Here is a 13,348-nt window from a genome sequence, read left to right on the forward strand (position 1 = left end):
GGAGAACCATCATGGCAACCCCATCGGCTTCCGAGAAATCTGTTGCGCCCATCGTCGTCCCCGGCCAGCTCACGCTGCGTACCATCCGCGGCAAGAACGGCCCGTTCACGGTTGGCCGCCTCGCGACGCACCTCGGTACTTTCGAGGTCAAAGACCCGGAGCTGGAGCAGTACCCCGAAGGCAAGTACGACGGGGAATTCATCATCAGGTACATCTTCCCGAAGTCCTATCCGGTCGGCGGCGGCATGCGGTTCGAGATCCGTGCCAGCCTCGACGGCATGACGCTCAACGGCATCGACAAACTCAGCCGCGACGAAGCCCGCAGCTTCGCCACCCAGGACGTCGATCCGCTCGATGAAGAGCAAGGGGCGCAGCCTGCGGCAACGCCGGCCAAGCCCACCAAAGCGTCCAGGCCCGCCAAGCCCGCACCCGTGCAGGCGTCCGCGGACCCGCTGGTCGATACCACGCCCTTCGGCGTGGATGCGCCACCGCCTGCTACGGCCGCTGCCCCCGGCAGCACCGAAGACGGTGACGCCGCGCTCTTCGGCCTGCTGTGGCCGCTGGGCGAGTCCGTGAAACTGGATTCGACCATCGACCGCCGCACCCTGCGCGCGCAGATCGCCCGCCTGGGCGAGCTGGGCTACGCGCTGGACTTCAAGACGCAGGAGTGGAGCCGCCAGGCCGAACCAAAACCTGCGTGATCGCAGACGCCGCATGCGCGGTGTTCTTCATCCACCCGCCGGGGTTCCTTTCCCATGCGGGGGAGGCCCTGGCCATTTTCTGGAGGTCTCCATCATGTCCACCATCGCTTGCGATACCCCGCGTTCAACGCTGGATGAACCCGCGTGGCGGGACCTTTGCAAAGCGGCCGCCGCACACGCCCAGCGCGGTTGCGGCTTGTCCTACGACCACTACGTGACGCTCTTCAGTTCGGCGATCGACGCACAGGCCAATCGTTTGCCGGATGAGCAACGTGCTCAGGCTCTCGAAATCGCGGCCCAGGAATGGGACTACGCAACACCTGCCGAACGGCAGGAAACCCAGGACTGGAATGCGGAGCATGGCTATTGCTCGCACGGGATCGAGTTCGGCTACTGCCCGGCCGGTTGTGATCGAGACGATGACGACTGGGATTGAGGGCGACGCATAGGTTCCTTCGCCGCAGATGCGGCATTCCATCACCCGCTGGGGGTTCTTCCCCACGGGGAGGCCTTCAGCTCAACTTTTCGAGGAGGCCTCTCATGGGCTGGTATTTCTCAAACCAATCGCGGTCCGAACTGATCGCGGAACTGATCGCACCGCAAGAGACCGAGCGCGCCAGCGTCAAGGTCATCGCTCACACCCTGCGCGGCAACGTGCTGTGGTCCGTCGCCGAAGTGACCGCCAAGGTCGAAGGCGTGCATCGTGATCTCGCACCGGGCCAGTCCCTGCGCTACATCCGCTGCGATCTGCTTGAACGAAGCGGCGGCCAGTGGGGCTACAAGTCCTTGGACGAGTCCATGCACCCGTACTACTACACGTGCCCGCTGTCCTATCTGGACCTCGCACCGGAGCAGTCCGCCGACTGGCGTGCAGGCGTTCGCGCCTACCACGCCCGGCGGCGCACACCCACGGCATCCGCGGCATCCGCCGCGGCGTCGATGGCCTGAGCCAGGAGGAACCGACATGGACCCGATCCTGGCAACGCTTCCGCCCTCGTTGCTGGCACTCGTTGAAGGGAGTTTGTCCAACGACGAAGTGTCCTCCGACGAGGAAATGCTGGCGTACTTCATCGACAACGGCCTCACCGAGGACCAGGCACGGCAGGCACTGACCTACCGCGACCAGTACCTCAACAACATCTACCTGGAAGGCTTCACGCCGATCACTTCGGCGGACGAGCCGCTTCACTTCAACCCGCACACCCGGCAGTTCGAGCCGGACTGAGCGGTTTTCTTCCACCCCCTGGGGCAGTACTTGCCCCAGCGGGCGGTGCTGTTCCCGTTCATCCGAGGACACCACCATGCCCGCAAACACTTCTTCCACGCTGTACCGCATCGACGAATGCCCGGACGTGATGGCCGACGCCTGCGTCGGCGATGACCAGGGCAACCTGATCTTCCTGTCCATCTGGGCGCGGGACACCGCCGTCCAGCAGTTCCTCGCTCGCCTGACCCTCGGGCGCGACGAGCAGGGACTGGACCAGTTCCACGTCATCACCGACCAGGGCGGCAGCGTCCCGGTATTCATCGGCAACGTCGATCGCCTGGAAAAGCGCATCACGCGCGCGTACCGGCGGACGCTGTTCGGCTCGCTGTCCAACGTGTGGCTGTTCGACCGGCGCTGCGTCAAGCCCGACAAGGCCAACGCCAGCGCATTGGCACTGCTGCCACGCGACAGCGCCCACAGGCTTGACCGCCTGTGGATGCTGGTGCGGGACACCTGCCCGTTGCCGCTGCTCGATCACTGGCGCGAGACCGTGCTGGAACTGCTGCAAACCCGCGAGATGCTGGCCCGCCTTCCGTTCGCCCTCGGGCCGCTGGAAGGCCATCGGCTCGCCATCGACGTGCCGGCGCTGACCCTGGCGCTCGGCTCCCTGATCCGCAGCGACGCGCTCACCGCCTATCCGTATCCGGCCAAGATTTGGACGCCGGAAGCGGTAGCGGCTTGACCCACCCTCGGAGGCACGCCTTGGCGTACTTCCGTGTTTCATCCCCGCCAACCAGGAGACTTCCATGGCCCTCATGTTCCCGCGGCTCGCCCGCAATTTCGTCAAGAACGGATATTTCCCGACCGACGAACCCACGCTCGAAAGAGCGCTCAACGCACTGATGCCCAGCGACGGGCCGATGTGCATCCTCGATCCCTGCGCCGGCGAAGGCGTGGCGATCGCCGAAGCCGCCCATGCCCTCGGGCGCGAGCAGGCAAAGGCGTTCGCCGTCGAGTTCGACGCGGAGCGGGCGCGCCATGCCCGCGGCCTGGTCGATCACTGCCTGCACGCGGACCTGATGGACACGATGGTCTCCAAGCAGTCCTTCGGGCTGCTCTGGCTCAACCCGCCGTATGGGGACCTGTCCAAGGACGTCAACGGCAACATCGGCTATCAGGGCCAGGGCCGTGCCCGCCTTGAAAAGCTGTTCTACCAGCGCACGCTCTCGCTGCTGCAATACGGCGGCGTGCTGGTTTTCATCGTCCCCGGCTACGTGCTCGACGCGGAGTTGGTCGGCTGGCTGACGCGCCACTACACGGACCTGCGCATCTACCGAGCGGTGGAGACGCAGTTCAAGCAGGTGGTGATCTTCGGACGCCGGGTGCGCCAGCGCGAGCAGGTGCCCGATGGCGTCAAGGCCGTGCGCAATCTGCTGTTGCAGGTAGGGCAAGGCGAAGTCGAAGCCGAGGAACTGCCGAGCGAGTGGCCGTTCCTGCCGTACATCGTCCCCGCCAGCCCGGCCGAGCCAGAGCATTTCTTCCGCGTGACGATGGAGCCCGAGCAGTTCGCCGATGAGGTTGGCAGGCTGCAAGGCTTGTGGCCATCGCAGGACACGCACCTGGGGGCTGCGCAGCAATCGCTGCGTCCACCGGCGCGGGCCTTGTCCCGCTGGCATCTCGCCCTGGCTCTGGCCGCGGGTGCGATCTCGGGGGTTGTGCGCTCCAAGACCGGGCGCGTGCTCGTCGTCAAAGGTGACACCCACAAGGACAAGACGCTCCAGCGGGAGTTCACCGAACGCGAAGACGGCTCCATCGCCGAGACCCGCATCCTCACCGACAAGTTCGTTCCCGTCATCCGCGCGTGGGACATGACACCTGGCTCCGCGACACGGGGCGAGGTGTTGACCATTCGCTGATCCACCGGACGCGCTGCCGTCCTGCTGTACCAACTCGAAGGAGAAACACCATGATCCCCAATCCGTTCAAGCGGCCTGCGCCGCACAAGCAACCGTTGTTCGCACCGAGTACGTTGAAGTTGAGCGAGAAGGTGCATTGGCTGGCCCGGCGAGGCCTGATCGACCCCTTGGCCTATGTCCAGCGCCATGTGCGCGGGGACTGGGGCGAGATCGATGAGGCCACACGCCAAGCCAACGACGTGGCGATCCAACAGGACAACCTAATGATCTCGCAGTTCAGGATCACGCCGGACCTGGCGCTGATCGTCAAGACCAGCGAGGACCACCAGACCACGGTGGTCCAGCTTCCCGAAGAGCGGGACCTGATCTGAGGCCCCACATCGTCATCCTCATCCACCTGACGGAGCCACTTCACTCCGGCAGGGGTGTCGTGGCTCAATGACTCATCAAGGAGGAGCCCATGGCATCGCATCGCATCGAAACCTACTGCCAGCGGCTGGCGTTCCCCATCGGGGCGCTCATCTTCAGCAGAGGTGTAGACCGCCTGGTCCGCGCGGGTCGCCTGGACCCGATCCCGTACTTCAGGCGCCACACCCGTGGCGACTGGGGCGACGTCAACATCCAGCAATGGCAGACGAACAGCAGCGCGCTTCAATCGGGCGCGTCGCTGGAATCGCACTACGTGATCCATCCGGGGCTCGCCATTCGCATCGTCACCGATTCGCAGCGCTGCGCAACCGTCATCGTGCTTCCGTCCGAAGACTGAGCACGGTTCACCTGCGGGCCGCCCAGGCCAGCACCTTCAACCACCCTCAGCCACGCGTCGATTCTCTTCCCACCACGGGGCATGCCATTGCCCCGCTGGGGGTGGTGCATGCCCCATTTTTCTTTGGAGCATCACCATGTCCCTCGATCTCGAAACCACTGCCGCTGAATCCGCGCCCGTACAGGGCGAACTGCTCGACGCGGAATCTTCCCCTCTGACCCTGAGCCTTCAGGATTTTGTCGGCGAGTTCGGCGACGAACTACTCGACGCCCTCAACAGCGCTAATCCGCCGGTCTATACCGGCCAACCGCAGGCGCACCGGCAACTGGTGGTCGCCAGCCTCAAGCGCAAGCTGTTCCCAGCCCAGGCCGAAGTCGTCCACGCCGCCGCCGAGCTGCTGATCGACCGTGGCGAACGTGCTGCGATCGTCAATGGCGAGATGGGCTGCGGCAAGACGACCGTCGGCATTGCCACGGCCGCCGTGCTCAACGCCGAAGGCTATCGCCGCACTCTGGTGCTGTCGCCGCCCCACCTGGTTTACAAGTGGCGGCGCGAGATCCAGGAGACGGTGGCCGGTGCCAAGGTGTGGGTACTCAACGGGCCGGATACGCTCGTCAAGCTCATCAAGCTGCGCGAGCAGTTGGGCGTGCAGCCCACGGGCCAGGAGTTCTTCGTCCTGGGGCGCGTCAGGATGCGGATGGGCTTTCACTGGAAGCCTGTCTTCACCACGCGGCGCACCCGCCACGGCGACGTGGCGGCCTGCCCGGACTGCGGCACGGTCATCACCGACCTCGACGGCGAGCCGGTCAACCCGATCGCGCTCCAAGCCGAGGAGTGCCGCAGGAAGTGCGGCCACTGCGCCGCGCCCCTGTGGACACTGATCCGCCCGCGCAGTCTGTCCGGCAGCGACCAGTCCTCGGCCGTGCTCAAAGCCTTAAAGCGCATACCGACCATCGGAGAGGTCACCGCGCAGAAGCTGATGCAAAAGTTCGGTGACGGGTTCCTGGCGTCGATGCTCGGCGACAACATCCATGAGTTCATCAACCTCATGGATGGCAACGGCGAGCTGGTGTTTTCCGACCGTCAGGCCACGCGCATGGAACGTGCGATGGCCAACATGGAGTTCGGCTTTGGCGAGGGCGGCTATCAGCCGTCCGAGTTCATCAAACGCTACCTGCCGCAAGGCACGTTCGACCTGCTCATCGCCGATGAGGCACATGAGTACAAGAACGGGGGCAGTGCCCAGGGCCAGGCCATGGGCGTGCTGGCGGCGAAGGCTCGCAAGACCTTGCTGCTGACCGGCACGTTGATGGGCGGCTACGGGGACGACCTGTTCCACCTGCTGTTCCGAGCCCTTCCGGGGCGGATGATCGAAGACGGCTACCGCCCGACCACGAGCGGCAGCATGACCTCGGCTGCGATGGCGTTCATGCGCGATCACGGGGTGTTGAAGGACATCTACTCCGAGAGCACCGGCACGGCGCACAAGACGGCCAAGGGCACCAAGGTATCGGTGCGCACGGTCAAGGCCCCGGGGTTTGGCCCCAAGGGCGTGCTGCGCTGCATCCTGCCGTTCACGATCTTTCTCAAGCTCAAGGACATCGGTGGCAACGTCCTGCCGCCGTATGACGAGGAGTTCCGTGAAGTCGCGATGGACACGGCGCAAGCCGCGGCCTACCGCGATCTGGCGGGTCGGCTGACCGCGGAGCTGAAACAGGCTCTGGCGCGACGCGATACGACCTTGCTGGGTGTGGTCCTCAACGTGCTGCTGGCCTGGCCGGATTGCTGCTTCCGGTCGGAGACCGTGGTGCATCCGCGCACGCGCAACACCTTGGCGTTTGTCCCGGCTCAGTTCAACGAGTTCGAGATCAGCCCCAAGGAGCGTGAGCTGATCGACATCTGCAAAGCGGAGAAGGCGCAGGGCCGCAAGGTTCTGGCCTACACGGTCTATACCGGCACGCGGGACACCACGTCGCGCCTGAAGGTGCTGCTGGAGCAAGAAGGCTTCAAGGTGGCGGTGCTGCGCGCAAGCGTGGATGCCAGCCGCCGCGAAGACTGGATCGCTGAGCAACTGGATCGTGGCATCGACGTGCTCATCACCAATCCCGAGCTGGTCAAGACGGGATTGGACTTGCTGGAGTTTCCGACGATCGTGTTCATGCAGTCGGGCTACAACGTGTACTCGCTCCAGCAGGCGGCACGCCGCTCCTGGCGCATCGGGCAGAAGTTGCCGGTGCGCGTGATCTACCTCGGCTACGCCGGTTCTTCGCAGATGACCTGCCTGGAACTGATGGCCAAGAAGATCATGGTCTCGCAGTCCACCTCGGGCGACGTGCCCGAATCGGGGCTGGATGTCCTGAACCAGGATGGTGATTCCGTCGAGGTCGCACTGGCCCGGCAACTGGTCGCCGCCTGAACTTCACGCAATGCCGACGACCGAGAGGTCGTCGGCTCTTTTTTCAGCGCCTCGCAGCGTCAAATTGCACCTTGCCGTACACGCCTGGACAGTGATTCAGCGCTTTCCTTGCGCTCGCTGTAACGATCCACCAGATACGGCGCCACGTCGCGCGTGAGCAGCGTGAACTTCATCAGTTCTTCCATCACGTCCACCACGCGGTCGTAGTAGGCCGAGGGCTTCATGCGTCCGGCCTCGTCGAACTCCTGGTACGCCTTGGCGACCGAGGACTGGTTCGGGATGGTCAGCATCCGCATCCAGCGGCCCAGCACGCGCATCTGGTTGACGGCGTTGAACGACTGCGAGCCGCCCGATACCTGCATCACCGCCAGCGTCTTGCCCTGGGTCGGGCGCACCGCGCCGACCGACAGCGGAATCCAGTCGATTTGGGTCTTCATCAGGCCGGTCATCGCGCCGTGGCGCTCCGGCGAACTCCACACCATGCCCTCGGCCCATTGCACCAGTTCGTGCAGTTCCTTGACCTTCGGGTGATCGGCCGGCGCATCGTCCACCAGAGGCAGCCCGGACGGATTGAACAATCGGGTCTCGCCGCCCAGCGCCCGCAAGATGCGTGCGGCTTCTTCGGCTGCGAGGCGGCTGAACGAGCGTTCGCGCAGCGAACCATAGAGCAGCAGGAAGCGCGGCGCGTGCGTGGCCCGTGCCGGCGCGAACAGATGTTCGGTGTCCGGTTGCTGGAACAGCGCCGTGTCGATGTTCGGCAGGTCGAGACGAGATTCAGACACGGCGGCCGTCCTGATCGACCACCGGCTCGCCGTCTTCCTTGTTGAACGCGCCGCGCTGCGGCTGCGGCAGCAGGTCGAGCACGGCTTCCGAAGGCCGGCACAGGCGCGTGCCTAGCGGCGTGACCACGATAGGCCGGTTGATGAGGATGGGATGCTGGAGCATGAAGCCGATCAGGTCGTCGTCGCTCCACTTCGGGTTGCCCAGGTCGAGGTCGGCATAGGGCGTGCCTTTCTCGCGCAGCACGTCTCGCACCGGCACGCCCATCGCCGCGATCAGCGCCTGGAGCGTGTCGCGGTCGGGCGGCGTTTTCAGGTACTCGATGATGGTCGGTTCCTCGCCGCTGTTGCGGATCAGGCCCAGCACGTTGCGCGAGGTGCCGCAGGCTGGGTTGTGGTAGATCGTGATGGTGCTCATGGATGCCTCTTGGAGGTTACGAAGTGGTCGCGCGGCGTTCGTACCAGCCGCGTGAGCGATTGACCACGCGCACCACCAGCAGCATGACCGGCACCTCGATGAGCACGCCGACCACTGTTGCGAGTGCTGCGCCGGAATGGAAGCCGAACAGGCTGATGGCGGCGGCCACGGCCAGCTCGAAGAAGTTGCTGGCACCAATCAACGCGGATGGCCCAGCGACGCAGTGCTTTTCGCCCACCTGGCGGTTGAGCCAGTACGCCAGACCGGAATTGAAGAACACCTGGATCAGGATCGGCACCGCCAGCATGGCGATCACCAGCGGCTGCCGGATGATGGCCTCGCCCTGGAAGGCGAACAGCAGCACCAGCGTCAGCAACAGCGCGGCGATGGACAATGGGCCGATGCGTTCCAGTGCCCTGTCGAACACGGCCTGCCCCTTGCGCAGCAGCGCCCGGCGCCAGAGCTGGGCCAGGATGACCGGAATGACGATGTACAAACCCACCGACACCAGCAAGGTGTCCCACGGCACCGTGATCGACGACAGGCCCAGCAGCAGGCCGACGATGGGTGCGAAGGCGAACACCATGATGGTGTCGTTCAAGGCCACTTGCGACAGCGTAAATACCGGATCACCGCCAGTCAGCCGACTCCAAACGAAAACCATTGCGGTACACGGTGCAGCAGCCAGCAGGATCAGGCCGGCGATATAGCTGTCGAGCTGATCGGCGGGCAGCCAGTCGGCAAAGACGTGGCGGATGAAGATCCACGCCAGCAACGCCATTGAGAACGGCTTGACGGCCCAATTGATGAACAGCGTGACCCCCATGCCCCGCCAATGCTGGCGCACCTGGCCAAGCGCGGCGAAGTCCACCTTCAGCAGCATGGGGATGATCATTACCCAGATCAGCAGGCCGACCGGCAGGTTGACCTTGGCAATCTCCATGCGGCCGATGGCCTGGAATGCGGCGGGCGCGAACTGGCCCAGAGCGATCCCCGCGATGATGCACACCGCCACCCATAGCGTCAGGTAACGCTCAAAGCCGCTCATGGCGGAGTTTGCTGGCGCGGGGCCGGCAGTATCGGTTGCGCTCATCGGGCGGGCCTCACTGGCGGCCGATGTCGCGCAGTTCACGCTGCAACGACATGGCATCGAGACTCTTGATCGGAAGCGACAGGAACAACTCGATACGTCGGCGCAGCGTCATGGCGGTATCGAAGAACGCCTTGCTTTGTCGTTCCAGGGTGCCTTCCACGGCTGCCGGGTCAGGCACGCCCCAATGCGCCGACACCGGCTTGCCCGGCCACAGCGGACACGCCTCGCCGGCTGCGTTGTCGCAGACGGTGAAGATGAAATCGAACACCGGCGCATCGGGCTTCACGAACTCGTCCCAGCTCTTGCTGCGGTAGCCCGTTGTCGGAAGGTGCAGCCGCTCCAGCGTGGCGAGTGCCAGCGGGTGAACTTCGCCTTTCGGATGGCTACCTGCCGACCAGGCGTGAAACCGCCCTTGGCCCATGTCGTTGAGGATGCCTTCGGCGAGGATGGAGCGGGCCGAATTGCCCGTACAGATGAACAAGGCGTTGTAAGTGGTATCGGTCATGGTCAGCAGCAGGTCTTGGATGGAGAAACCTCGCATACGCCACCTTGGCAGCAATGCTCGGTCAGGTAACCGATCAGACCGTCCATGCGGCCGTACTCGGCGCGATAAATCAGGTTGCGGCCCTGCTGCTCGATGCTGACGAGGCCAGCATGGGCCAGTTCCTTCAAGTGGAAGGACAAGGTGTTGCGGGCCACGTCGAGCTGGTCAGCTAGCGTGCTCGGCGTCAGTCCGCCCGGGCCAGCAACGACCAAGGCGCGGAACACGCGCAGGCGCTGGGTGTGAGCCAGGGCGTTTAAGGCGGAAATGGCTTGATCCTCTTTCATGATTCGATAATACAACATTTATAGAATTAATGTGCAAACCACAGTTGGATTTGCGGGTTGCGCTATGTGTTGGACTGCAAAAGCGGGCACCCCCCAGTTCGCATTTCTGACTGACCGCGCAGCCGCGCGCAGCCAAGGTATCGGCATCGCAACAGAAGAGCCGATGCCATGCCTGCAATCCATGTATCCCGGTGTCTGGTCGGTACCAGCCTCCTGGCCGCAGCCTTGGCCAGCGGCTGCGCGACCACGCCACCGCCGCTGGCCGCCAGCACCGTCGAGGACGTCCCACCCGCGCCCGAGGCTGCACCGCCCGAGTTCATTCCCGTCGTGCGCTATGGCCGCTACACCCTGGTGGAGCTGGCGCCGATGGCGGCGCAGCGCGATCTGCTGGTGCAGACCATCGACGTGTCCATGCCCGAGGAGGTCCGCGCCACGGTCGGCGACGGGCTGCGGCATGTGCTCAAACGCAGCGGCTACCAGCTTTGCGAGACCCCGCATGCGGTGATCGAGCTGTACGCGCTGCCGCTGCCGGCGGCGCACTTGCATCTCGGCCCCATGACCTTGCGCGATGCACTGCTCACCCTGGCCGGTCCGGCTTGGGAACTGCACGCCGATGACCGGACGCGGCAGGTCTGCTTCGAGCGGCCTGGTCGCGACACCGGTGCCGAGCCGGTGTCCGAGCCGCCTGCTGCCGAGGCCGTGCAGACGTTCCCCTTTGCGGGAGGCCAGCCATGAACGCGGCACAGCCGCTCCGGCGCCCGACCGCCGCCGTGGTGTTGCAAAGCCTGCTCTGGCTTTGGCTGCTGGGTCTCAGTGTCTTCGCGATCCTGGGCCACCAGACGATGACCGATCAGGCCGACCAGCAGCAGCTCGATGTCCGGTTGCAGCGCCTCGAAGCCCAGGTGACCGGGCTGGCCGAGACCACGCGGGCCTTGCAGCAGCAGCCCGCAGCCGCCACCGCCGCAGGCCTGCAAGACGCTCGGCAGGCAATGGAGGCGCGCATCGTTCAAGCCGAACAGGCGCTGGGTGGCTATGCCACCGCCGAGGACGTTCAGGCGCTGCGTACCGAAGTCGAGCAGATCAAGGTGCGCCAAGCGACTGCGCGTGCAGCGGCGCCTACCCAGCGGCGCACCCCGAGCCAACCGGCCACCGCCAAGTCCGAACCGCCGCCGCTGCCATTTCGTGTCGTCGGCGCTGAGCTGCGCGCGGGTCAGCGCAGCGTGTCCGTCGCCCCGAGTGCCGGAGATTTCACGCCCGATCAGCTCCAGGTGCTGCTGCCGGGTGATGCGCTGGGTCCGTGGCGCCTGCAGGCGATCGAGGGCAATGCCGCGGTGTTCCAGGCCGGCGACCAGACCCGTCGCGTGGCGATTCCTTGACCGGAGCCCACCACATGAAGCCGTCGATCATCCTGTACGCGTTCCTGCTGGGCTCCATGCAGTTGCCCGCCTGGGCGCAGCAGCCCGCCACGACCCCCGCCCGCAATGCGCAGAGCCAGGAGCGCCCGCTGGCCGCCCGCATCCTGGACGACCGGGTGGCAGGCGAATGGGGCCTGCAACCGCAGGAATGGGCGCGCTATCGCGACTTGATGGATGGGCCGCTGGGCATCTACTCGCCAAATCTGGACCCGCTGTCCGCCCTGGGCATCGAGGCGCGCACCGACGAAGAACGGCGGCGCTACGCAGAGCTGCAGGTGCAAGTCGAAGCGCGCCGCGTGGAGAAGCTGCTCGCGTACCAGCGCGCCTACGACGAGGCCTGGCAGCGCCTGAACCCCGGCATGCAGCGGGTGAACCTGTCTGACGAGAGGCCAGGCGCCGCCGCTGCGCGGGGCAGCGGTCGCACGGCAGTGTTCATCAAGGACGGCTGCGCGGCTTGCGGGCAACTCGTCCAACGCCTGCAATCCTCGGGTGCCGAGTTCGACCTTTACATGGTCGGCAGCCGCCAGGACGATGCGCGCATCCGCGACTGGGCCAAGCGCGCCCAGATCGACCCGGCCCGGGTGCGCAGCGGCGGCATCACGCTCAACCACGACGGCGGCCGCTGGCTGTCGCTGAGCCTGCCCGGCGATTTGCCTGCGGTTGTGCGCGAAGTGAACGGCCAATGGCAACGCCAGCCGTAACGGCGCTGCTGCGCGCACTGGCGCTCACTGCGGGCCTGTTCGCCTGCGCCGCCCATGCCCAGGAGGTTCCGCCACCGGCCTACCAGCTTGCCGCACAGCGCGCGGGCATTCCCTCGACGGTGCTCTACGCCGTGGCCTTGCAGGAGAGCGGCATGCGACGCAATGGACGCATCGTCCCATGGCCGTGGACCCTGAATGTCGCCGGCCAGTCGCGGCGCTTCGCCACCCGTGCCGATGCCTGCGCCGGTTTGCAGCAGGCGATGCGATCTACGCCACCCACGCGCATCGACGCGGGCCTGGGCCAGATCAACCTGGGCTACCACCCGCACCGCTACACCCATGCCTGCGACTTGTTGGACCCGTACCGCAATCTCGCCAGCGCCGCCGAGATCCTCAAGGAGCAGTACACCCCCGGTGAAGACTGGCTGCTGGCCATGGGCCGCTACCACCGGCCCGCGGGCGGTGAGCCTGCCGCCCGCTATCGACGCAGCGTATCCCGACACCTCGCCCGCGTGCAGGGCACGCACTCAATCGCCACGGCGCGAGCCGTGCGTCAGGAGTCGACCCCATGACGAAACCGCTCTGGACCCTGCGGGGCCTGCTCGCGCTGCTGGCGGCGCTGCCGTTGGTCGCGCATGCCGCCGAACCGCTGATCGTGGTCGAGGACCGCGGCGGCGCGTCGGCGCTGCCGTACTACGAAGCGCTTAACCTGCAGCCACGCGCCAACAGCGCGTTGCGGCCTCCCATTCCGACGCCGCAGATTCCCGCCACCCCCGCTGACGAGGCAGCGATGCTGCCGGTACGCAGCGCGAAGCTGATGCCCGGCTTCGTCGCGCGGCGCGTGATCGAGGCACCGGGCCTGCGGCCTTTCGTGGTCATCGGCGACGATGAGACCTCGCAAGCCTGGCTGCGCCGTCACGCGGCGTCGCTGCACGACCGCGGCGCGGTCGGCCTGGTGGTCAATGTCGAGACCGCGCAGGCTTTGGCGCGGTTGCGCGCACTGGCGCCTGGCGTGCCGATGGCCCCCGTGGCCGGCGATGATCTGGCCGAACGCCTGGGCCTGCGGCACTACCCGGCGCTGATCACGGCGACCGGCATCGAGCAATGA

At 65.8% G+C, this 13,348-nt stretch carries 19 protein-coding genes; 14 read left to right on the forward strand and 5 right to left on the reverse strand.

Annotated features, from left to right (window positions below; all coding sequences use genetic code 11):
- Positions 1-11: 11 nt before the first annotated feature.
- From HBF25_RS07175 to HBF25_RS07215, 9 genes are all read left to right on the forward strand, one after another.
- Positions 12-701 carry a DUF3275 family protein gene (locus HBF25_RS07175; protein WP_003116823.1) on the forward strand — a complete coding sequence of 230 codons (690 nt, stop codon included), beginning with the start codon at positions 12-14 and terminating at the stop codon, positions 699-701.
- Between the two features lie 94 nt (positions 702-795).
- Complete coding sequence (locus HBF25_RS07180) at positions 796-1,137, forward strand: hypothetical protein (protein ID WP_003116822.1); 342 nt, start codon at positions 796-798, stop codon at positions 1,135-1,137.
- Positions 1,138-1,241: 104 nt separating this feature from the next.
- Positions 1,242-1,649, forward strand: coding sequence for a hypothetical protein (locus HBF25_RS07185; protein ID WP_003116821.1), 408 nt, complete (start codon positions 1,242-1,244; stop codon positions 1,647-1,649).
- A 16-nt stretch (positions 1,650-1,665) separates the two neighbouring features.
- Positions 1,666-1,926 carry a hypothetical protein gene (locus HBF25_RS07190; protein ID WP_003090124.1) on the forward strand — a complete coding sequence of 87 codons (261 nt, stop codon included), beginning with the start codon at positions 1,666-1,668 and terminating at the stop codon, positions 1,924-1,926.
- 76 nt (positions 1,927-2,002) lie between these two features.
- Complete coding sequence (locus HBF25_RS07195; RefSeq protein WP_003116820.1) at positions 2,003-2,650, forward strand: hypothetical protein; 648 nt, start codon at positions 2,003-2,005, stop codon at positions 2,648-2,650.
- Between the two features lie 40 nt (positions 2,651-2,690).
- Entirely contained in the window at positions 2,691-3,824 is a 1,134-nt protein-coding gene (locus HBF25_RS07200; RefSeq protein ID WP_223224654.1) for a DUF6094 domain-containing protein, read from the forward strand.
- A 50-nt stretch (positions 3,825-3,874) separates the two neighbouring features.
- Positions 3,875-4,195, forward strand: a complete 321-nt coding sequence (locus tag HBF25_RS07205) for a hypothetical protein (protein ID WP_003116818.1) — start codon at positions 3,875-3,877, stop codon at positions 4,193-4,195.
- Positions 4,196-4,284: 89 nt separating this feature from the next.
- The gene (locus tag HBF25_RS07210) at positions 4,285-4,590 is read left to right on the forward strand and encodes a hypothetical protein (RefSeq protein ID WP_003116817.1); all 306 of its coding nucleotides are present in this window, start codon (positions 4,285-4,287) and stop codon (positions 4,588-4,590) included.
- A gap of 136 nt (positions 4,591-4,726) precedes the next feature.
- Complete coding sequence (locus HBF25_RS07215) at positions 4,727-7,006, forward strand: helicase-related protein (RefSeq protein ID WP_013391793.1); 2,280 nt, start codon at positions 4,727-4,729, stop codon at positions 7,004-7,006.
- A gap of 59 nt (positions 7,007-7,065) precedes the next feature.
- Here the strand turns inward: HBF25_RS07215 and arsH are convergent, their stop codons facing one another.
- Genes arsH through HBF25_RS07240 form a run of 5 tightly spaced genes read right to left on the reverse strand, consistent with a single transcriptional unit; the run spans position 7,066 to position 10,124 of the window.
- Positions 7,066-7,788, reverse strand: coding sequence for an arsenical resistance protein ArsH (arsH, locus tag HBF25_RS07220; protein WP_013391794.1), 723 nt, complete (start codon positions 7,786-7,788; stop codon positions 7,066-7,068).
- Positions 7,781-8,203, reverse strand: a complete 423-nt coding sequence (gene arsC, locus HBF25_RS07225; protein WP_013391795.1) for an arsenate reductase (glutaredoxin) — start codon at positions 8,201-8,203, stop codon at positions 7,781-7,783. The genes arsH and arsC overlap by 8 nt, the downstream gene beginning before the upstream one ends.
- A 16-nt stretch (positions 8,204-8,219) precedes the next feature.
- The gene (arsB, locus tag HBF25_RS07230) at positions 8,220-9,251 is read right to left on the reverse strand and encodes an ACR3 family arsenite efflux transporter (protein ID WP_425483440.1); all 1,032 of its coding nucleotides are present in this window, start codon (positions 9,249-9,251) and stop codon (positions 8,220-8,222) included.
- Positions 9,252-9,306: 55 nt separating this feature from the next.
- The gene (locus HBF25_RS07235; protein WP_013391797.1) at positions 9,307-9,801 is read right to left on the reverse strand and encodes an arsenate reductase ArsC; all 495 of its coding nucleotides are present in this window, start codon (positions 9,799-9,801) and stop codon (positions 9,307-9,309) included.
- A 2-nt stretch (positions 9,802-9,803) separates the two neighbouring features.
- Complete coding sequence (locus tag HBF25_RS07240; protein WP_016445103.1) at positions 9,804-10,124, reverse strand: ArsR/SmtB family transcription factor; 321 nt, start codon at positions 10,122-10,124, stop codon at positions 9,804-9,806.
- A gap of 168 nt (positions 10,125-10,292) precedes the next feature.
- Between HBF25_RS07240 and pilL2 the strand changes: the two genes are divergently transcribed.
- From pilL2 to HBF25_RS07265, 5 genes are read left to right on the forward strand one after another with little or no spacing between them, the layout of a single operon-like run.
- Positions 10,293-10,859, forward strand: coding sequence for a PFGI-1 class ICE element type IV pilus protein PilL2 (gene pilL2 / locus HBF25_RS07245; RefSeq protein ID WP_013391799.1), 567 nt, complete (start codon positions 10,293-10,295; stop codon positions 10,857-10,859).
- Entirely contained in the window at positions 10,856-11,500 is a 645-nt protein-coding gene (locus HBF25_RS07250) for a hypothetical protein (RefSeq protein WP_013391800.1), read from the forward strand. Before pilL2 ends, HBF25_RS07250 begins: the two co-directional genes overlap by 4 nt.
- Before the next feature lie 14 nt (positions 11,501-11,514).
- Entirely contained in the window at positions 11,515-12,240 is a 726-nt protein-coding gene (locus HBF25_RS07255; RefSeq protein ID WP_013391801.1) for a TIGR03759 family integrating conjugative element protein, read from the forward strand.
- Positions 12,222-12,812 carry a transglycosylase SLT domain-containing protein gene (locus tag HBF25_RS07260; protein WP_013391802.1) on the forward strand — a complete coding sequence of 197 codons (591 nt, stop codon included), beginning with the start codon at positions 12,222-12,224 and terminating at the stop codon, positions 12,810-12,812. The genes HBF25_RS07255 and HBF25_RS07260 overlap by 19 nt, the downstream gene beginning before the upstream one ends.
- Complete coding sequence (locus tag HBF25_RS07265; protein WP_013391803.1) at positions 12,809-13,348, forward strand: integrating conjugative element protein; 540 nt, start codon at positions 12,809-12,811, stop codon at positions 13,346-13,348. Before HBF25_RS07260 ends, HBF25_RS07265 begins: the two co-directional genes overlap by 4 nt.

Origin of the sequence: Luteibacter anthropi (assembly GCF_011759365.1) — a bacterium.
GTDB lineage: Bacteria > Pseudomonadota > Gammaproteobacteria > Xanthomonadales > Rhodanobacteraceae > Luteibacter > Luteibacter anthropi.

Bases quoted from the DNA above. Each gene is read 5' to 3' on its own strand.
- HBF25_RS07175 (WP_003116823.1), top strand. From the start codon at position 12: ATGGCAACCCCATCGGCTTCCGAGAAATCTGTTGCGCCCATCGTCGTC.
- HBF25_RS07180 (WP_003116822.1), top strand. From the start codon at position 796: ATGTCCACCATCGCTTGCGATACCCCGCGTTCAACGCTGGATGAACCC.
- HBF25_RS07185 (WP_003116821.1), top strand. From the start codon at position 1,242: ATGGGCTGGTATTTCTCAAACCAATCGCGGTCCGAACTGATCGCGGAA.
- HBF25_RS07190 (WP_003090124.1), top strand. From the start codon at position 1,666: ATGGACCCGATCCTGGCAACGCTTCCGCCCTCGTTGCTGGCACTCGTT.
- HBF25_RS07195 (WP_003116820.1), top strand. From the start codon at position 2,003: ATGCCCGCAAACACTTCTTCCACGCTGTACCGCATCGACGAATGCCCG.
- HBF25_RS07205 (WP_003116818.1), top strand. From the start codon at position 3,875: ATGATCCCCAATCCGTTCAAGCGGCCTGCGCCGCACAAGCAACCGTTG.
- HBF25_RS07210 (WP_003116817.1), top strand. From the start codon at position 4,285: ATGGCATCGCATCGCATCGAAACCTACTGCCAGCGGCTGGCGTTCCCC.
- HBF25_RS07215 (WP_013391793.1), top strand. From the start codon at position 4,727: ATGTCCCTCGATCTCGAAACCACTGCCGCTGAATCCGCGCCCGTACAG.
- arsC (WP_013391795.1), bottom strand. From the start codon at position 8,203: ATGAGCACCATCACGATCTACCACAACCCAGCCTGCGGCACCTCGCGC.
- arsB (WP_425483440.1), bottom strand. From the start codon at position 9,251: ATGAGCGGCTTTGAGCGTTACCTGACGCTATGGGTGGCGGTGTGCATC.
- HBF25_RS07235 (WP_013391797.1), bottom strand. From the start codon at position 9,801: ATGACCGATACCACTTACAACGCCTTGTTCATCTGTACGGGCAATTCG.
- HBF25_RS07240 (WP_016445103.1), bottom strand. From the start codon at position 10,124: ATGAAAGAGGATCAAGCCATTTCCGCCTTAAACGCCCTGGCTCACACC.
- pilL2 (WP_013391799.1), top strand. From the start codon at position 10,293: ATGCCTGCAATCCATGTATCCCGGTGTCTGGTCGGTACCAGCCTCCTG.
- HBF25_RS07250 (WP_013391800.1), top strand. From the start codon at position 10,856: ATGAACGCGGCACAGCCGCTCCGGCGCCCGACCGCCGCCGTGGTGTTG.
- HBF25_RS07255 (WP_013391801.1), top strand. From the start codon at position 11,515: ATGAAGCCGTCGATCATCCTGTACGCGTTCCTGCTGGGCTCCATGCAG.
- HBF25_RS07260 (WP_013391802.1), top strand. From the start codon at position 12,222: ATGGCAACGCCAGCCGTAACGGCGCTGCTGCGCGCACTGGCGCTCACT.
- HBF25_RS07265 (WP_013391803.1), top strand. From the start codon at position 12,809: ATGACGAAACCGCTCTGGACCCTGCGGGGCCTGCTCGCGCTGCTGGCG.